16 protein-coding genes and 3 pseudogenes are annotated in these 19,820 nt (G+C 44.9%); 8 read left to right on the top strand and 11 right to left on the bottom strand.

All coding sequences use genetic code 11. From position 1 onward, the window contains the following. Positions 1-116: 116 nt before the first annotated feature. The 4 genes and pseudogenes from P8O70_14135 to P8O70_14120 all read left to right on the top strand — a co-directional run bounded on the left by P8O70_14135 (position 117) and on the right by P8O70_14120 (position 4,774). Positions 117-1,352: an imelysin family protein gene (locus P8O70_14135; GenBank protein MDG2197994.1), complete on the top strand. Its 1,236-nt coding sequence runs from the start codon at positions 117-119 to the stop codon at positions 1,350-1,352. Between the two features lie 83 nt (positions 1,353-1,435). After that, a complete protein-coding gene (locus P8O70_14130; protein MDG2197993.1) occupies positions 1,436-2,950 on the top strand; it encodes a di-heme oxidoredictase family protein in 1,515 nt (504 codons plus the stop codon). A 14-nt stretch (positions 2,951-2,964) separates the two neighbouring features. Then, a complete protein-coding gene (locus tag P8O70_14125) occupies positions 2,965-3,981 on the top strand; it encodes an imelysin family protein (GenBank protein ID MDG2197992.1) in 1,017 nt (338 codons plus the stop codon). A 40-nt stretch (positions 3,982-4,021) separates the two neighbouring features. Beyond that, positions 4,022-4,774, top strand: a pseudogene (locus P8O70_14120) (DUF1513 domain-containing protein). A gap of 58 nt (positions 4,775-4,832) precedes the next feature. Here the strand turns inward: P8O70_14120 and P8O70_14115 are convergent. The 10 genes and pseudogenes from P8O70_14115 to P8O70_14070 form a co-directional block, all read right to left on the bottom strand. Continuing rightward, the gene (locus P8O70_14115) at positions 4,833-5,132 is read right to left on the bottom strand and encodes a nitroreductase family protein (protein MDG2197991.1); all 300 of its coding nucleotides are present in this window, start codon (positions 5,130-5,132) and stop codon (positions 4,833-4,835) included. Positions 5,133-5,154: 22 nt separating this feature from the next. Continuing rightward, positions 5,155-5,418, bottom strand: coding sequence for a nitroreductase family protein (locus tag P8O70_14110; GenBank protein ID MDG2197990.1), 264 nt, complete (start codon positions 5,416-5,418; stop codon positions 5,155-5,157). A gap of 385 nt (positions 5,419-5,803) precedes the next feature. Continuing rightward, positions 5,804-7,150: pseudogene (iscB, locus tag P8O70_14105) on the bottom strand (RNA-guided endonuclease IscB). Between the two features lie 875 nt (positions 7,151-8,025). Further along, a complete protein-coding gene (locus P8O70_14100) occupies positions 8,026-9,093 on the bottom strand; it encodes a DUF1611 domain-containing protein (protein ID MDG2197989.1) in 1,068 nt (355 codons plus the stop codon). Then, on the bottom strand, positions 9,093-10,478 hold the full coding sequence (locus P8O70_14095; GenBank protein MDG2197988.1) for an aspartate aminotransferase family protein: 1,386 nt from the start codon (positions 10,476-10,478) through the stop codon (positions 9,093-9,095). Before P8O70_14095 ends, P8O70_14100 begins: the two co-directional genes overlap by 1 nt. Positions 10,479-10,515: 37 nt before the next feature. Next, positions 10,516-11,250 carry an ABC transporter ATP-binding protein gene (locus P8O70_14090; GenBank protein ID MDG2197987.1) on the bottom strand — a complete coding sequence of 245 codons (735 nt, stop codon included), beginning with the start codon at positions 11,248-11,250 and terminating at the stop codon, positions 10,516-10,518. Then, positions 11,247-12,014 (bottom strand): ABC transporter ATP-binding protein, encoded by a 768-nt coding sequence (locus tag P8O70_14085; GenBank protein ID MDG2197986.1) that lies wholly within the window; start codon positions 12,012-12,014, stop codon positions 11,247-11,249. The genes P8O70_14090 and P8O70_14085 overlap by 4 nt, the downstream gene beginning before the upstream one ends. Before the next feature lie 2 nt (positions 12,015-12,016). Then, the gene (locus tag P8O70_14080) at positions 12,017-13,228 is read right to left on the bottom strand and encodes a branched-chain amino acid ABC transporter permease (protein ID MDG2197985.1); all 1,212 of its coding nucleotides are present in this window, start codon (positions 13,226-13,228) and stop codon (positions 12,017-12,019) included. After that, a complete protein-coding gene (locus P8O70_14075) occupies positions 13,225-14,493 on the bottom strand; it encodes a branched-chain amino acid ABC transporter permease (protein MDG2197984.1) in 1,269 nt (422 codons plus the stop codon). Before P8O70_14075 ends, P8O70_14080 begins: the two co-directional genes overlap by 4 nt. A gap of 71 nt (positions 14,494-14,564) precedes the next feature. Continuing rightward, positions 14,565-15,803 (bottom strand): ABC transporter substrate-binding protein, encoded by a 1,239-nt coding sequence (locus P8O70_14070; protein MDG2197983.1) that lies wholly within the window; start codon positions 15,801-15,803, stop codon positions 14,565-14,567. A gap of 212 nt (positions 15,804-16,015) precedes the next feature. Between P8O70_14070 and P8O70_14065 the strand changes: the two genes are divergently transcribed. Both P8O70_14065 and P8O70_14060 read left to right on the top strand, forming a co-directional pair. After that, positions 16,016-17,056 (top strand): GlxA family transcriptional regulator, encoded by a 1,041-nt coding sequence (locus P8O70_14065; GenBank protein MDG2197982.1) that lies wholly within the window; start codon positions 16,016-16,018, stop codon positions 17,054-17,056. Positions 17,057-17,097: 41 nt separating this feature from the next. Continuing rightward, entirely contained in the window at positions 17,098-18,126 is a 1,029-nt protein-coding gene (locus P8O70_14060) for a histone deacetylase family protein (GenBank protein MDG2197981.1), read from the top strand. Positions 18,127-18,195: 69 nt separating this feature from the next. On the opposite strand, the pseudogene P8O70_14055 reads toward P8O70_14060, so the two are convergent. Then, positions 18,196-18,369: pseudogene (locus P8O70_14055) on the bottom strand (hypothetical protein). A gap of 112 nt (positions 18,370-18,481) precedes the next feature. Between P8O70_14055 and P8O70_14050 the strand changes: the two are divergent. Both P8O70_14050 and P8O70_14045 read left to right on the top strand, forming a co-directional pair. Continuing rightward, positions 18,482-19,471 (top strand): asparaginase, encoded by a 990-nt coding sequence (locus P8O70_14050; protein MDG2197980.1) that lies wholly within the window; start codon positions 18,482-18,484, stop codon positions 19,469-19,471. Between the two features lie 69 nt (positions 19,472-19,540). Further along, a partial coding sequence (locus P8O70_14045; GenBank protein ID MDG2197979.1) for a hypothetical protein occupies positions 19,541-19,820 on the top strand: 280 nt, incomplete at its 3' end.

Raw genomic sequence — 19,820 nt, 5'->3', positions numbered from 1 at the left:
ATGTTGCAATGAAATTGGCTTGATCAATATATGATATTTTCAATCCTCAAACTTAAGGTAAAACCATGCTTAGGAAACTAAAACTGATTTGTCTCGCAGCAGTCACTACTGTTCTGATGACCATGTTGTCCCCATTTTCTGTTGCTGCAGTTACTACAACTTCTAAAGACGTGTTGGAAACCTATGCCAACATTGCTCTGGCAAAATTCCAAGATTCATTGAGCACTGCTAAGGCTTTAGATAGCGCAATTAGCAATTTAATAGACAACCCAAGCGAAGCAACACTGAATGCTGCTAAGTCAGCATGGGTTGAAGCAAGGGTGCCTTACCAGCAAACTGAGGTCTATCGTTTTGGAAATGTAATCGTGGATGATTGGGAGGGCCGAGTTAACGCTTGGCCCCTTGATGAAGGCCTTATTGACTACGTGAATTCATCTTACGGATCAGAGAGTGATGAAAATTCACTCTACACTGTCAATGTAATTGCCAACACATTACTGACAGTCAACGGAAAAACTGTTGATGCCTCAGCTATCACACCAACTTTACTCTCTGACACACTGCATGAAGCTGAAGAAGTCGAAGCCAATGTTGCAACGGGTTATCATGCAATTGAATTTTTATTGTGGGGTCAGGATTTAAATGGCACTGGCATGGGCGAGGGCAAGCGTCCGGCGACAGATTTTGATACAATCAATTGTACTGGAGAAAACTGTGAGCGGCGGGCTGAATACCTGAAAGCTGCATCTGAGTTGCTACTATTTGATCTCGAAGAGATGGTCGGTAATTGGGATGATTCAGGAGCAGCACGAGCTGCTCTGATGCAAGATGAACAGGCTGGTCTCAGAACTATCCTAATCGGCATGGGTTCTTTGTCTTATGGTGAGCTTGCAGGTGAGCGGATGAAGCTTGGGCTTCTGCTAAACGACCCTGAAGAAGAGCATGATTGCTTTGCTGATAACACCCACAATAGCCACTATTTTGACCAAGTCGGTATCCGCAATGTCTATTCAGGACACTACAAGCGGTTCGATGGCTCCGTCGTCGAAGGGCCCTCTATCGGAGACCTTGTCGCAGAAGTTGATGCCAATCTTCATGCTGACTTGACTGCAAAGCTGAATGAAACCATGACGGCAATGGCAGTCATGAAAGCACGTGCTGAAAGTATCGAAGCCTATGACCAGATGATTGGAGAGGGAAATACAGCCGGGAATGCGGTTGTTCAGGCCGCAATCGATTCTCTTATCGCGCAAACTCGCCCAATTGAGCGAGCTTTTGCAGCACTTGGCCTTGGTACTATTGAGATTGAAGGCTCCAATAGTCTGGACAATCCCAACGCAGTTTTCCAATAAGAACTCTGCTAGGGGGCTTTTCAGCACGAATACCTTTGCTGCAAGGCCTCTCCCTCGTATCTGATTCAGTCTGTTGGAATGAAATGAGATCCTTGCCTGCTCTACTCTGTTTTTTGGTCTTTGATTCGGCAATCGCCGGAGATCATGGTTTCCTGCAATATCGCAATGACCTGACAACTCAAGAGAAGGTTCGTGCTGCTGCTGTTACGGCGCTTCCAACAGATTTCTCCAAACCGATGGCATTTGAAGCCAATTCAGCCGGAGCCTCCACTTCCAGGGCCTTACCCAATGGAAACGCGTTTTCCCATCCAAGCGCTAATTTGAAAGGCAAAGGCAAACAAGACTTCTTTGTTGGCAACGGTCTCTTCAAAAAAGTCTGGGTTAGCTCTCCCTCTTCAACCCACGCTTCTGACGGTTTGGGGCCGTTGTTTAATGCCCGCTCATGCAAGCGCTGCCACCTCAAAGACGGACGAGGTCACCCACCCTCTGGACCTAATGATCAAGCAACTTCGATGTTTTTGCGTCTTTCAGTTCCACCAAGAACAGATAAGCAGTTGCTGGCACTTGTCGACAAAACCCTCCTCAGCATTCCGGAGCCAACTTACGGGAATCAATTGCAGGATTTTGGTGTGCCAGGTTTACCAGCAGAAGGTCAAATGGTCGTCGACTATCAAGAATTTCCAGTTGCCTTAAATGGCGACGAAACTGTAATGCTCCGAAGACCCAGCTATGCTGTCGCTGCTCTTGGTTACGGGCCCATGGCAGAAGATGTTCAGGTTTCACCTCGGGTTGCAACACCCATGATTGGGCTGGGACTGATGGAGGCTATACACCAGGCTGACATCTTGGCGCTTGCTGATCCAGATGACAAAAATGGAGATGGTATATCCGGCAAGCCACAAATAGTGCGAGATACCAAAACAGGTAAATTGGTGCTCGGGCGCTTTGGCTGGAAGGCAACTGATGCCACGGTAAGGGCTCAATCTGCTGGGGCATTTGTGGGTGATATTGGGATATCTAACCCCGAAATAAAAAATTCATATGGTGATTGTACCCAAAACCAAGGGTCATGCACTTCTATGCCTAATGGCATTCAATTGCATTTGGGAGACACAGAAGCTCCAGACCCCATATTAGACTTAGTAGTATTTTATGCCAAGAACCTGGCTGTACCAGCTCGTCGAAATGTGGATGCACCTGAAGTGCTTGCTGGTAAGCAGCTATTTCATGAGACGGGCTGTGCTGCCTGCCACAGAGCTAACTATGTCACAAGTCAAGAAGCTAAACAGCCTGAGCATCGCTTCCAGTTGATCTGGCCTTATACCGATCTCTTACTTCACGATATGGGTGAAGGTTTAGCAGATGGCCAGACGGTGGGTGAAGCAAGTGGAAGAGAATGGCGTACGGCGCCACTTTGGGGCATTGGGCTGACCGAAGAGGTCAGCGGTCATACATATTTTTTACATGACGGCCGTGCGCGTAATTTGCTTGAGGCTATTTTGTGGCATGGAGGTGAGGCAAAGAAAGCACGGGACAAAGTTATTAGTATGAAACCTGCCGAACGACAGGCTCTAATTTCCTTTCTAGAAAGCCTGTAGGAGTCATATTTTAAATGCAATTTGTAATCGGATACCTCGTCTTAACGCTTGCCACCTCAACAGCCGAAGCAGCAGAGGAATTAGATTTTGCTCACATGCTGAAGACAAAGCTTGAGGATGTTATTCTGCCAGCCCATCAAGCGTTTGCAGATGCATCCTTGGAGCTGAAAGAGCCAGTCAACATTCTTTGTGATTATCCTTCTAGGGAGCATCTTGAAACAGTCCGCATAAGCTTTGAGAGTCTAGTATTACATTGGTCCAAAATTGAAATGTATCGTTTTGGTCCAGTCCTTGAGGCTAATCGATTTGAAAAGCTTTTCTATTGGCCAGACCCCAGAGGTCGTCCTCTTCGCCAAGTTCGAAAGGGACTTGATTCGCAAGATCCAACGCTATTAAACATTGAGACACTTGCAAAAAAAAGTGTTGCAGTTCAAGGCTTATTGGCCTTGAAGTTCATACTCTTCGGTATTGATTCAGAAACACTATTCACTGGCAATGCCCATCGATGTAACTACCTAAGATCAATTGCTGGTGTGATCGCAATAAATGCCAATTCACTTTCAGATAGCTGGCAGGGTGAGGCGGGATATGCAGCTGAAATAATAAATGCTGGCCAGGCAAATTCTCTTTACAATTCTCCTGGTGAAGTAGTCCAAGAATTGATCAAAGTAGCCGCAACACAATTGCAAATCGTTGGTGAACTGAAAATCGCAGTTTCAATTGGCAAGTTACCTGGAAAGCCTAAACCAAAGCGAGCGCCATTCTGGCGGTCTGATTTGACTGCTACTACTTTGGCAGTCAACATCGGTGCTGTAGAGAGGGTGCTTAGTAGTGGCATCTCTGAGCTTGTGGCGAAAAAAGCGGGTAACGCACAAGAATCTTTCAAGTTCGAATTGAGCCGGGTGAAAGAAGAGTTGAAAACGATTAGTAGCCCGTGGATTGATATAGTAAAATCTGATCATAGACATAAAGTTTTGTCTCGTTCAAATGACTCACTCGTAAGAGCAATCCAAATAGTACAAACATCTTAATTCAGGGCACTTGGGCTAATGTTGGGATTTAATTCACTTGATGGTGATTGATACTATTAATAGGCGATCCTTTTTAACTGCAGCAGCTGGCTTTGCTTTACCTTTTGCTGGGTACCATCAAACTCACGAAGAACAACCATTCTTATTCGTCAGTTCTCAGAAACAAGCTGACGGCAATCATGCAGTAGTTGCTGTCGACGAAGGTGGGGCCATCAAATTTCAAGAAATTCTTCCTGGCAGGGGTCATGACACAGCGATCAGCCCTGACCGAAAAACTGGGGTTATTTTCACACGTCGTCCAGGCCGCTTTGCCGTAGTGATGGATCTTCACCTTCAAAAGCAGGTATTTGCTTTTGAAACTCCGGCAAATCGTCACTTCTAAGGCCATGGTTTTTTTTCAGAAGATGGGAGACTACTCTTTGCCAGCGAAAACGACTTCGAAAATGATCTTGGAGTAATTGGAATTTACAATGTTGGTAACGCTTATAACCGCATTGGTGAGTTTGAAACCAAGGGAATTGGACCCCATCAAATCCTTTTAAAAAGTGATAAAAATACCATTGTAGTTGCCAATGGTGGTATCCCCACGCATCCAGATTTTCCAGGTCAAAAGCTTAATTTGGCGAGCATGTCTCCATCCTTAACTTATTTGAATGTATTGTCAGGGGAAGTCACCGATCAAGCTTTAATGCCTAAGTCACTTCAGCAGCTTTCAATCCGTCATATCTCTGACGCGGTTGACGGTTCAATTTGGTTTGGTGGGCAGTACGAAGGTTATTTCCATAGAAACTAGATCAATTTGAGGATGGCAAAAAACTCAATTAAAATTATTTAATCAAGTTTTTTTATAATTATATTCTTCTACTCAAATTCTGAAACCAACTCATCATATAACGGTCTTTTCCTCTCGGTGGGTGCAGTTTGCTTTGTACCAATGTAAATACAGCCTGCAATCTTATCTTTTCCGGGGTCACCCCCCCCAATGCACATAGAACGTTATCATTGTCTGAATACCACTCAGTTAACCATTGAGCAGCATAAGAATAAGACTGAGCAGCTATCAAAAGATTTTGACAAACAGCCCCAGCAGATAGCTGCATTTCCCATGTCGGTATTTTTGTGTCTTTAACTGGTGTTGATATAACTATCAAAATTACAGAAGCCCTCGTGAATCTATTTTTTTTCTAATTCGGCCAAATTGGGATCAGAATTCTTATGAGTTTTAAGGTGTTCTGGTAGTAAAATTTGTTCTCCAAATATCTTCCGGTATATTCCTTTTACTATCGTTATTTTCCATGGATTTAATGCTCCATGATCAGGAACCCGGAGTCCACACTTGATAATATTAGTAATGTGTTCATCTGCTACTTTTCCCGTTTCCATTTTTTTTGCAGTTATCGATCTGCGCCCCTGCAAAAATTGAATAATTTCATTCATGATTATATTCTTTTATAAGAATATTTGATTTTTTAAGAATAATTCTGTCATTTCTAGATGAAAAATGAGCTTGGCAGCGTATTTTTTTAATTCAACTTAAAAAAAGTATTGCTTTACAGGCTGGAAGAAATGTGACTGAAAATTTCAGAGGAGTCACGCCTGCATTACCAAGCACTTTTCCTTTTAGACTCAATAATGAAGACTTATTTTTCTTAGATTGGTACTTTGTAATAAGGAAAAGAATTATAAAAATTTATCTGAAAGATTTTCTAAATAGTCTTCTTTAATTCAATTTTTATAAATGGAATAAAACCAACTTTTATATAATATTTTTTGCTTTTTAATATTCAAAACATTCTATTATATTTTTTTATTTTTAAAGTAGCTATTCATTTGTAATAAATTGATAGTCATAACCATCAGAATTAAAGATCTTCGTGGTGATGAATTTGGTCTGAAAATAGATTGTTCCTTGACCATTTTTTTCTGGAATCCCTACCCTTGTCTCCGAGGTCTTGATTGATGATATCCTTTCCTCATATTCACCAGCGTACTTACCCTTAGGTATCGTAGCCCGTACAACATCACCTGTGCGAAATGGGTGAATTGGAATCCCCTTTGGTTTTCCCCTTGGGAATCCGAATGCATCAACATTTACCATTTTTCACTTCCCGTGGCCCATTGCCTTGATTGCCAACGGCTGTACCTGCTCCCATTTTATATTATTCGGCGTACTAGCTCCAATACAGGCTGCATTGAGCCAATGGGATCTTGGAATTCGTTGCTGGTTCCGATTGAACTTTGTTTCTCCTCCACTAGAAACTTCCACAGGCAGTCCTGTAGCCTTCAAGCGTTCCAGTAGTGCTAGGCGTGTCAAGTTTATCGCTGCGACGTCTTTTAAAGGAGCTTTGGCCTGACTTTGGAGTTTCTTTAGTAACTTGGCCTTTGTTGAGAGAAATTCTTCCAAATTTGTGGCTCCTCTCCGCTCTCGGCAAGATCTACAAGCTAGCATCAAATTATTGACCCGATCACTACCCCCACGGCTCCGAGGAACGATATGATTTATCTCCAGACGTATTTCTCTGGCCCCACAGTAGGCACACTCTCGTGACCACTTTTCTAGAAGATACTCACGCACTTCATAACCATGCAGAGTACCCTGCTGATACTCAACACCATTGATCTCCAGATTCTGTAGCTTTTGCGTATCAAAGCGCATCATCTCCTGAGAAATCGCTGTGATCGGCAGATAGCGCCGGAGACGGTTTACCCAGGTCATTACTACTTCAACCCGATGTTGAAGTGAGGGGGGCAACCACTTACCTGTGACAGCGATCCCCTCTGCATCAAAAAAGACAGGGGGCTTGCGCGTTCGATTGAGCCATCGCGCAGGTCGATAGCGTGTTTTGCGATTGCGTCGGCCACTGCGTAGAGATCGCCGGGTATCCAATGCTTTTTTGATCAGTTGACTGCGGTGTTTAATTTCAGCGGCCCAGATCACTTCGGCAGTTGACCCATTTATGACGGCCAAACCTGTCGTTTTACTCGCAGGGTAGATTTTAAGCCTAAGAGGTCGTGGAGTGGCTGTTACGTGGGATTCCTTGAGAATGATAGTGAATGGGTATCGTCGCAATACTGAAGCTTTACAATCCGATAAGAGCAAGTGAGCTCTTCTGGGTGTGCAGGGGGCTAGCGGACGACGTTCTTTGTCGACAACAAAAACTCTGGACATGTGATTAGCCTTGAAGCTAGCGATCAGGTACTGACTTCCGGAGAAGCAATACCCTCACGTAAAGTTTGCCTCGACAATGTTATTATCGCTTGTCACGCCACGCGCACTGAGCACCCTCCAAAGTCTCTGTTTAACACAGTGGCCATAGGGCTACGGGCTGGCACGCACCCGCAGGTATGATCACGAAAATAACGTAGTTCTTGAAGAACTTAGTCTGGTTGTAGCTACGGAAAAACCGCTCTTTCTTCGGGAGTCTGTTCGAAATTCTCTTGTTCTTAGGGGCTGTTGTTTGGACAACTATGCAACATAACTACTCTACTAGACTATCCAACAGACTCCTGTAGAACTCTGGAGGCTACAACATTCGGCCAAGTAGTTTTGATAGAACTTCTGACAAATAATCAACAAAGCTAATGTTACCCTTCAATTTTATCTGACCAATAAGTCAACTTATGAGCTTACTGATTCATATTTTAAAATTATAGAGTAGATTGCTTGTGCATATTCGGGCTAACTAATTGACTAGATTAATTTCCAACAGACCCCCGAAAAACTTTGGAGGCTACAACTGGATTGTCTAACTCCATTACTATCTGTTCCTAAAAAACTTAAAGGTATGGGAGCTAGAATTGTAAAACCCCAAATTGAAAAAGCTTTTGAAACCAAAGCATTAATCCCTTGATCAACTGATTGGTAGATATCCAGATACCTACGTCAGATAATATTTCTTAAATTTATTAAAGAATATTATTAGTCTGAACTTTTATTAAATATTAGTCAATACTAATTTATAGTTTTTACAATTTTTTTATGGTGTTCAAAATCAGTCTTTCTGATTTTTAGCAGTGAGCTACCTATGTTTTATTACTATCGCTTTACATTAAAAATTGGCTTATTATAGCAACGATTTCTTCTACACCATTTTCCTTGGGCAAAAACACAGGAAGTCCCAGACTTGCCTGATGAGCAATTCTAATATCTTCCAACTCTGCTGAGTCAAGACCCTCCGAACTAAGTGTCAAAGCGAGAGTCCTAGCTCCATAAACTTTAATCAATTCCAAATCACCCTGAATATCTGGCATTGGTAGGCTTGTGTTGGTGAAATGCATAGTTTTCCGTCCAGGCACATGCTGCATGATCACTCCTTTGGCCATAGCGGAGCAAAGGAACTCTGACCCACAGGGACCAGATGGATTTCTCAAAGAAGATTGCCCCTCCAGTAGAATTAAATCTGGTGAGCGATCCCGATCACACCTAACAATAGCGTCTTCTAATTCTCCAGAGACAAAATCATTGGGAGTCGAATCGAATAGAAGACCGTAATTATGTCCAGACTGCATCCATCCAGTTTGCCCTGTGAAAATCATCTCTGTCTTGATGCCCGATTGATTACAGGCCTCCAACAGCCAACGTGTGGTCGTTCTTTTGCCCACGGCACAGTCCGTTCCCATGACCACAATCCGTGGAGCCCTAACTTTAGTGATTTCACCAGACCAGAAGTGCAGATCCATCTTTGATCGAGGTTTGCGGATGTCATGTAACTTCACTCCCCTTCGTCGAGCCCTTTCAACCAGATGTGTCTTCTCCTCCAAAAATTCGTGCAGGCCACTGACGATGTCTAGTCCTTCTTCGATAGCTTCCTCAATAAAACTCAACAATTCTGGGACCAACCTCCCTCCAGAGGGAGTGATACCAACAATGGCCACCTCAGGGGATTCACTCAACTGCTCAAAAGCATGTTTTGAAGAGGCAAAGACGGGCATACCACGAATATTCCCATCCACGATCACTCCTGCATCCTGGCCTGATTTCTCAGGATCAATCACCCCCACTATCTCAAATCGGTCTGTTCCTCGAATTAAGCCGAAGGCCGTCTTGGCTTGCTCAAAGTTGAAGGTATGAGGCGCTAGGATGAGTGCCTTTTGTTTCTCCGTAGATTTCATCAATCGGCTAAATTTAGAATAGAAGAGGGGGACTTCAAATTGGTGGGGAGTTTGTGCTCATTGGCAAACTTGATCAAGGTTCGCCTTAGTTTTGACAACAATTCATCCAATTCGCCATCAGTGATGCAGAGTGGAGGACACACCATTAAGTGATCTCCAGAATATCCACCTCTCGTTCGTCGAGAGTAGAGGATCAGTTTTTCCTTGTAAGCCAGTTCAACTATTCGTGAGTGTGCATTCCATACTGGAGGGAGTACCTCCCAAGTTTCGCGGTTCAAGACCAGTTCAAATGCGAGCAAAAGCCCCTTACCACGAACATCTCCGATAAATTCAAATTGCTGCTGTAACTCCTCTAAACCAACTCGAAGCTTGGCACCCTGTTCTTGAGCTCGCTGCATTAGACCCTCTTCCAACAGTACCTCAAGCACTGCTTTCCCGGCCGCACAAGCCATCGGGTTTCCGGCATAGGTATAACCGTGCATAAAGCCACCATCATCCAAAACAGACTCCACCAACTCTTTTCTAGTGACAACTGCTCCCAAGGGACTGTAACCCGCCGCAAGCCCCTTGGCCAAAGCAACAATATCTGCTTGAACGCCCCAATGATTGAGTGCCAGATATCCTCCAGTGCGACCAGCACCACTGAGCACCTCATCGGCAATCAACAAAACTCCATTGCGGTCACAGATCTTTCTGACCTTCGGATAGTAAGACCATGGGGCTACCAAAGCTCCGGTTGAAGCCCCCCCGATAGGCTCTGCCAAGAAGGCCAATACCGTTTCTGGCCCCTGGTTGAAAATCTCTTTTTCGAGCAGATCCGCATAACGTTCTCCACGCTGATCCATACTCAGTGAATCCTGATCCCGATATGCTGTGGGTGCAGCAATCTTTGGCATCTCTAAATACATGGAATCAAATGGATCATTCAGGGGTCCATACTGAGTGACTCCGAGTAATCCAAGCGTACAACCATGATAAGAGGGGTGTAGTGAAATCACTTTATATCGAGAGGATTCACCACGTGAAATAGCAAACTGTCTGGCAAGTTTGAGGCAGGATTCAACCGTCTCAGAACCACCTGAAGCGAAAAAAACCCGATTCAGACCAACAGGCATAACCCTAGAGAGATCTTCAGCAAACTCTTCGGCTGCATCATTTTCAAAATGCAGACGATAAGCGAATGCTGCCTGATTCAGTTGTTTTTGGATGGCTGAAATTACCTTGGGATGGCTGTGCCCAATATTGGAGACCATTGCCCCTGAAGAAGCATCCAGATATTTGTTTCCCTGCTGATCCCAAAGGTAAACGCCTTTGGAGTGAGAAACTCGAGGTTTATGGTTTCTAGTCTGGTAGAAGAGGTGGGAGTTTTGCAACTTGGAAGGCATCGTCATTTTTTACAACAGGATTCTTAAAAGAAGAAAATCACCCCCCAACCCAGAAGGCTTTTTCGAGGTCAGTAAATTGTTGAGCAGGTCCTTCAAATTTATTTCTACCCAGTTCCAGCACATAGACATAATCTGCTATTTTCAGGGCTTGCCGAATCTCCTGATCAACCAGGAGAATCGTCAATTCATCAACCGTGACGAGCATCTTTAACATTTCATAGACCTCTTCCGCCAGCATCTTCGAAAGTCCTGCGGTGGGCTCATCTACGAGCAGTACCTTTGGTTCCGCCATCAATGTACGACTAATCTCAACCATTCTTTGCTGACCACCCGAGAGTTCCCCTGTAATCTGCTTTCGCTTCTCACACAATACTGGGAAGCGTTCATAATTGGCTTCAATCTTGTCACGAACTTGCTGCTTGTCTTTGCGGAAGGTCCAACCCCCGAGTTGAAGATTCTCCTCTACGGTCATGTCTTTGAAGACACCAGGTTGCTGTGGGATATAGGCGAGACCCTTGAGAATCCGCTCGTGTGTGGGAATATTGAGGAGACTTTCGTTTTCTAAAACGACATCACCTCGGTTGGGCTTGAGAAACCCAAATGCAGCTTTGAGGGCTGTGGATTTACCAACACCATTAGCACCAAGGATCGTGGTGATCTGTTTCTTCCTCGCTTTCACATTCAGATCCTGCAAGATGTTGAGGTCCTTGTAATACCCCACATCCAAGCCTCTGAGTTCCAGTACTCCAGCTGTTGAATCTGTTGTACTCATGTCTTGTTTTCACAGGATGGAGTTGGCTCCTCTGGGGGCTGTTCCTGTTCATCACTCCCCAAGTAGGCCTCAATCACAGCAGGATCTTTCTTAACATCAGCTGGGAGTCCATCTGCGATTAGTTCACCAAAATTTAGCACCAGCAGTCTACCGCAAAGAGTGAAGATTGATTCCATTTGATGGCTAATCAGAATAATCGCTTTTCCTGCATCATTAACCCGTCGGATATATCCATAGATAATCTCCATCAACTTTGGGTGAACACCGGCGAAGGGCTCATCCAAAATAATGATATCAGGATCCAACATCAGCAACCTGCCGAGCTCCAACAATTTTTGCTGTCCTCCAGAAAGAGCTTGAGCATACTCATTGCGTAAGTGATCAATCGTCAAAAATTCGAGGACTTCCATAGCTTTGGGAAGCACCTGCTCCTTGCTGACCGTAAGGTCTTTGGCCAAAGCAGGAACAAAAAGGTTCTCCAGCACTGTCATTCTACGGAAAGAGCGAGTTACCTGAAAAGTCCGACCCAACCCCGCCCGGGCTACTTCAAAAGGAGGCAACTGGTCGATTCTTTTACCATTCAGGTAGACCGTGCCACTGTTGGGAGTAATTGCCCCATCAAGAATGTTAGTCAGCGTAGTTTTCCCGGCTCCATTTGGACCAATCAGACCAATCAACTCTGGCCCCCTGACTTCAAATGAAAGCCCCTTGAGCACATGATTCCCACCAAAGCGTTTGTTCAGGTTGCGGACGGAGAGTTCCATAATCAGGCTGTTGGATTACTGGAGGGTTCGCTGGTACGTTTGGCCACGGTCTCAGCTGCCACATGCGCCCGAGTGAAAAACTCGATGATTGGGGTGATCAATCCATTACGATAGAATCGGAGTGTGACCATAAGCAGCACTCCGAAGAAAACAAGACGCCAAATCGTCATATCAACCTCAACACCACCAATCACAAAGCTATTGCGCAGAAGTTCCAGGATAAATTCAATGATAATCGCTCCAATGGCTGCTGCCGCAAAGTTTTCCAAGCCCCCAATGACTGCCATTGCAACGACAAGGCTCATCTGCATAATCATCAGATTGTTTGGGGTAATGATTCCTATGTAGTGTGCTTGAACGGCTCCTGCCAAAGCCGCCATTGTGCAGGTAATCACGAAGACTAGGACCTTGTAGCGCACAATATTGATTCCAAGCGCAGCTGCTGCATCTTCATCCTCCCGCAAAGCACGTATAAACAGTCCAAATCTGGACTGTGCAAGCCAGGCTAGGATGGCTAGACAAGCAAGCAGCAAGAAGAACATTACAAAGTAGGGAGGGATCTTATCTGTCTTTGTAAATTCATACCCAAACAAGACCACCCCATTTTCAAACAAGTGAGGCAGCTCGATACCCGCTTGCCCACGGGTGATGTCAATTTCTGCGCTGATCGTAGCCCTGAGGATTTCAGAGAAGCCAAGGGTGAACAATGCCAGGTAAGCTGCTCGAAGACGAAGTACCAGCATTCCAATCAAAAATCCGAAAAGGGCACCCAGAGAAGCACCGATTAGAATTCCCAAAACAATTGGCATGGGTGTGACTTCCACAGTACCATTCCAATTCTCCATCGCCTTGGTAAGGCAGTCTTGGGTTAGTGTACTGGAGGTGACTCCAACTGGATTCTTGATGATGAAATACTGATCTCCAAAAGCGAACTCAGTACAAAGCCCTGTCGGTTCGGGTGAGAGATAAAAGTAGTGACTGAAGAGAGCTGTCCCATAAGCTCCCAAACCCATGAAACCCATGTGTCCAAAGGAAAACTGTCCCCCATATCCAGCAAGCATCGACCAACTAGAGGCCAAGATTGCGTAGAAGAATCCTGTAATGCAAATGTGCATGATGTATTCGTAATCACGACCGCCATAAATGAAGGGGAAGGCCAGGAAGAACCCCACGATTCCGAAACAGATTAACCAGAGAACTTGGATTCTAGTCATAGCTTACCATGCGTTCCACTGGCAAAACGACGCCCCATCAACCCAGTTGGTCGCAAGAGTAGGGTGAGGGTGAGGACAATCATGCCGTAAGCGGGAATGTACGAAGAGGCTTTCTGAGGATCGGGAACACACCCAGTCCCAGCTGCTTCTACCAAGCCAATTATGATCCCACCGAAAAAGGCTCCAGGTAACGAACCCAACCCACCTAGCACAACGATTACAAAGGATCGCATCGCTGGAATCAAACCAACGTGTGGCAACCATGAGAAGGCTTGCACTAGTGTCGCTCCAGAGAGAGCAGCAATCATCCCCCCCATCGCAAAGGCTAGCATATTCATCCGGTGGGGATTGATTCCAGCAATCGCTGCGGCCTCACGATCCTGGCTAACTGCACGGAGCGCTTTGCCAGTCCAAGTCTTATAGAGAAAGTACAAGAGGCCCAGGAGAACTAAAATAGAAATGACCGCAGCGATGAAGCGAGGATTAGAGATCGAAATTGTGTCAAATAATTCCATATTCCCTCGGCTGGTCTTGATTAGCCAGGGATCTTCTTTTGAAGGAAAACGGATTCGTGGAAAATCAAAAAACCGTTTTGCCTTAACTGGGTTCGAACCGGCGACGGCTTGAACAAAATACATTAATGTGAAGGCCAGCCCGAAGGTCACTAGAATACCATATTCAACAGGTCGTTCGATCCGACCGTCATACATGGGTGTAAGAAACAAACGTTCGAACACTGCGCCCAAAATAAAGGTAGCTAAGCACGCTATCAAAATACCCACTACAGGAGAAATACCTGGAAACCAAACCACTGTGACGTAGTAGGTGATCATTCCTCCAATCATGTAAAATTCACCATGGGAGAAACTGACAACCCCAAGAATTGAGAAAATCAAGGTAAGTCCAAGTGCCATCAAACCATAAATGATCCCAATGATGAGTCCATTTGTGATTTGTGACAATACAAAGGAACTGTTGGAAACACAGTTATTTTGGGGATCAGCGAGGGCAAAGGCAGTCATTAGAATGCCAACGGTCAGCAAGGAGGGCAGAATAATTAGTCTCTTACTGGCTTCAGGCGTCTTTAGCCATAGAAACAGCAAACCAATGGGACCCAGAGACGCTCCAATTAAAGAACCCATCAACACGGCATTCGAGGTATCGAGATCTTTTGCGAGATAGATCCGCCTAGTTCCAAAGCTCCCAACAATCCCCCAGACAAGCAGCCAAAGGGATGTCCACCAAAAGATTGGGGCGAATTCCATAAATCAGAGTACCGTGGGGATAAAAAGGAGGGGGATCCAGAGCAAAAAGCTCTGAACCTTCAGTTATTAGACTAATCTACGTATTCAGGTTCACCCGTCTTGTAGGCCTCTGGGTAAACAATGGTCATCGTATTGGATGGTTCGCCTTCTTTTTGATATTGAACCATTGTAATCGCGACATCTGGCCACTGGTGCCACCACTCGTCTCCTTTGCCATCTGCTGATGGATCTTTTTTGGAACCATAAGGGAAGTAGATTTGGCCAAGGACTCCATCATAGGAAATGTTTTCAAGGGCGCTCACAATTGCATCCCCGTTGGTTGAGCCTGCCTCGTTGATCGCTTGGGCCAGAATACCAATTGAGTCATAAGCCTCTAGTGCAAAACTTTCTACTCCTGTCTTGCCAGTCTTAGCTTTGTAATCTTTAGCAAATTTGAGTGCAGATGCAGAATACATTGTTTCGGGCACTCCGATCCTGGCCATGAATGCTAATCTCCCATCCGGGACGTTTTCCCACCAAGCCTTACTCTCTAAACCTGCTTGGTTTGCGTGAAACATAATATCTTGTGGACCCGTTCCAGCATCTGCAGCCTGCTGAGTGAAATTGAAACCAGCCTCACCTGTCAGCAAAACAATAATATAGTCTGGATTCTCAGCTTTCACCCGTTCCACGATACCTGCAAAATCCTGGGTTCCAATATCAACTCCAAAGGTCACAGAACTGATTCCCTTGGACCCTAGACCGACTTCACACTCCTTGGCAGCAGGGATTCCGTAATCAGTATTCTCTGTAACTATCGCAACCTTTTTCACACCTGGAGCCTGGGCAGCGAATTGCCAGATCACTCCAGATGCCCAAGAACTCAAGGGAGCAATTCGGAAGATATACTTCTGCTTATCTCCTGTGATTGTATCATTCCAGGTTTCAGCAAACACGACAGGAATACCGCGAGCATTAGCCACGTCCTTGGAAGCTACACCTACGGAACTGTGGTAACCGCCTCCCACAGCTACAACATCATCCTGAGTAATCAATTTCTCCATCATAGCGGTCGCCTTTTCTGGCAAACCTTCAGTATCAGTGATGACAACTTCGAGATCACAGCCCAGCACTCCGCCAGCAGCGTTTACATCTCTCTCCGCCAACAACATGGCATCCCGCATTGCTTCACCACCAACAACAGATCCTGGCGCTGATAGAGGAGCTAATCCACCGACCTTGTGGACACAGTCCGCTGCATAAGCGCTTGCTAATGGGATTACTGACAGTGAAACCGCCATCAAACACCATTTTAAAAACCTAGTCTTCATGCCCTCTCCTTTTGAAAGAGTTTAAACATTTCCCAGAATTCTTAATTTCGTCCTGAGAAAAAGAGGTGGGGAATCCTATGAAGTTCAACTGAGCTTAGCAACCAAAAATGCGACACAAATTTGAAGATTTACGACAGATCCTGTAAAGCATCTTATTTTTTCGGTACAAAATATTTCTAAAATCATTCTGAACCCTAATCAAATTGATCCGTATGAATGGACTCGAAAAATACAATCAGAATTTTCATGACATTGACGGAAGGCTCATCCAGCCAGACTTGCGAATAGGTTTCGTACTAGTCCCGGGCTTTACTATTCTCCCCCTAGCTGGCTTCATCGATACACTTCGTCACGCTGCCGATGAATCAGACTACAGTCAACAAGTCTATTGTAAGTGGAAAATCCTTGGTCCATCGATGGAACCGATCCCCTCCAGTTGTGGAGTCACAATCCCTCCATGGGAGTTGTATGGTGACCCAACTGAATTCGATTACATTGTCGTTGTTGGAGGACAAACTGACCTCATTCGATTTATTTCTAAGCAAACCTATGAATTTCTAAGAAAAGCAGAAGAACTCAAAATTCCATTGGTGGGCTTGTGCGTCGGTGTCTTTGTATTGGCAGAAGCAGGCTTATTGAAAAATCAAAAATGTGCAGTTCACCCGAGACATCTCAACGAGTTCGTTGAAAGTTATCCTAATATTATTCCTGTAATAGATGAACTTTTCGTGATTGATCTTAATCGAATCACTTGCGCAGGAGGCACCGCAGCGATTGACCTTGCGGTCACCATCCTTATAAATCATCTTGGGGAGACTCAGGCAAGAAAGGGATTATCTCACATGATGGTGGATCAGCATCGTGAAAATCTTCACACTCCTCGACACCCATATGATGAGTTGGATCATTGTCAGGATCCAAGAATAAAGGATGCCATTGAATTGATGAAGAAAAACCTCACTTTCCCTTTTTGTGTCAAAGATCTAGCCAATCAGCTTGGCTGCAGCCAACGCCAACTGGAAAGAGCTTTTCAAAAACACGCGCATGTTTCGCCTGCAAAGTTTTGGAGGCAGCTTCGAATAAAGAGAGCGCGTTGGTACTTATTGAACACCAATTTGAACATCACTCGGATCGCTTTCGACTGTGGCTTTTCAGACTGTGCTCATTTTACAAATTTGTTCACACAGGTTTACGGTGAGTCTCCAAGTCGATTCCGCTCAGTTCGGTTGCAGGCATCCCAATCAACTCGATGAAAGTCTTTGCAGCACGAGAAAAATTCAGAAACAAATTATCGATGAAATTTATTTACACAGATTCACATAAACTACACTTCCCTCAAGCAGAGTATCATCGTGGGGAAATGGTCACCCCTTTTGAGAAACCAGAAAGAATTGATTTGATCATGCATCATTTGGATGAGGCCGGTTTCACTGGTATCCAGTGTGATGATTTATGGAATTCAGGACCTGTTCTGAAGGTTCACTCCGCAGATTATTTACAGTTTCTTGAGACAGCCTGGCAAGAGTGGCTAGCTGCTGGTTTCAAAGGTGATCTGATGGCGGGAAATTTTCCCGTTCGTAGAATGCAGCAACGTTGTCCAAAGCATATAGATGGTAAGGCAGGTTTTTACAGCTCTGGCAATGACACTTCGATTAACGCAGGAACTTGGGAAGCCGCCAAGGCCTCCTGTATGGTTGCTCAACAAGCTCAAAAAGTAGTTGCAAATGGAGATGCTGCTTGCTTGGCGTTGTGCAGGCCTCCCGGTCATCATGCAGGTAAAGATCTTTTCGGAGGGTATTGCTTCCTAAACAACACTGCCGTCGTAGCCCAATTGTTCATTGATCAAGGTGCTGAGAAAGTTGCCATCATCGACATAGATTTCCATCATGGAAATGGGACGCAGGACATTTTTTATGAGCGAGGGGATGTTCTCTTTGCCTCATTGCATGGACAGCCAGAGGATTCATACCCTTACTATTCGGGATATGCTGATGAAACTGGAAAGATAGACGGAGAGGGTTATAACTTCAATTTTCCAATGCTCCCTGGAACCAGATATGAAACTTGGGCTCAGGCTTTAGACGAGGTGATAAATGAAATTCAAAAGTTCAGATCTGAGGCATTGATCGTGTCTTTGGGAGTAGACACCTACAAAGAGGATCCAATCAGTTTTTTTTGTATGGAAACAGCCGACTATCTAAAGTGTGGAAAGCAGTTGTTTAAGCTAAATCTCCCTACAGTTTTTGTTTTGGAAGGAGGCTATGCGCTGGATATGGTGGGCCAGAATGTAGCGAATGTCTTGCTTGGCTTTGAAGGTGGTTAATCCAACTTACTGAATTGATTGACTCAGTTAATGAAAAAAGCCCAACAACTATTACTGGGCCTGACTATTTCAAGCTACTTTTTTGCAGAAATACCAATCTGTACATTCGTAGCCTTCATTAACTCGAGCTTCTGTGGTTGTAGGCCGAGAGACAATCACCTTGTCGCCTGGCTCCCAACCTTCTGGGGTTGCCACCTTATTTGCGTCAGAATTCTGTAAAGTAATCAACAGGAGGTTTCTCAATTTGTCTGGATCAAACAAATCGATTTGATGATATTTGACCAACGAATTTCAGAAATTTTCAATCAATCACAGACGATTTGAATACTTCAATCAAGTAAAGTCAGAGAAGAATATGCTGATCAAAGACCCACTCAAAATTGAGGTTCAGCGAGGTGGATACCGGGAAAGCCTGCATCTCGTCCATGCAGTCGTAACTGATTCATCAGGTAAGGTGGTCGAAGGTTGGGGCGATATTGAATTTCTCACCTTCCCACGTTCTGCAGTGAAACCTCTGCAAGCGATCCCGCTGATCCTGAGTGGAGCTGACGAACGCTTCCAAATGAGTACTAAAGAGTTAGCGATGGCTTGTTCATCTCATGGTGCGGAACCGGCTCACTTACGGGTAGTTTCCTCATGGTTGGAACGTATTGGCTGCGGAGTAAATGATTTGGAATGTGGAAGCCATTGGCCAAGCCACGATGAGTCAGCTCATGATCTTTCGAGAGCAGGGAGTTACCCGGTACCACTTCATAACAACTGTTCTGGAAAGCATACGGGTTTTCTTACTTTGGCAAGACAGCGACAACTTGATTCAAAGGGATATATTCATCCGGACCATGGGATCCAAAAAGAAATACGCTCAATTCTTGAGTATATGATGGAGCTTGATCTTAGAGATGCTCCGATGGGGATCGACGGCTGTTCCATTCCAACCTGGGGAGTCTCCTTGAAAGCAGTGGCGAAAGGATTTGCCCGATTTGCTACAGGAGATCAACTTACCAAAGAACACAAGGTGGCATGTGAGAAATTACGGTCTGCAATGGTTACTGAGCCCTTTTATGTGGCAGGAACAGATCGACACTGTACGACAGTGATGAAAGCTTTTGGGGGAAGTGTTGTCTGTAAAACGGGAGCAGAAGGGGTATTTGCCGCAGGAATCCCTGGATTGGGATTGGGGATTGCCTTGAAAGCTCAGGATGGGACCAAAAGGGCAGCTGAGGTCGCTCTCAGTCACATACTTCATCAGCTTGGAGCCAAACCGAAAGACCCAGATTTTTCAATTCAGCAGCCGCTTTATAACCATAATCAATGGAACATCGGTTCAGTGCTGCCTGTGGACTGAGTTCTAGGAGCGTCTGAAGATTCAATAAATTGGTTACTTGAACCATCATCGAGTTCAAAGAGATGGGAAATGAAGCAAGAGACAATTGAAACCTTGGCTTTGCTGCTCAATTTTTTGAGAAGTTCTGAAATTTTAAGCGAAGTGAGACCAACCAATTTTCACTTAAATGGAAAAGGGTTCATTCATTTTCATGTTGAATCAGATGGCCTCTGGGCTGATATTTTTCTTTCCAAGGGTCGAATAAGAATGCCGGTGAATACTGCTTCTGAACAAGCAGAAGTGATTGGAACCATTGAACCGACCTTAGAATCCTTGGAGTCAGTACACAGAAAAGAAAAACAAGTAAAAG

This window comes from SAR324 cluster bacterium, from assembly GCA_029245725.1.
GTDB lineage: Bacteria > SAR324 > SAR324 > SAR324 > NAC60-12 > JCVI-SCAAA005.
The sequence above is the reverse complement of the archived record's forward strand: the minus strand, read 5'-3'. Positions and strand labels throughout refer to the sequence as shown.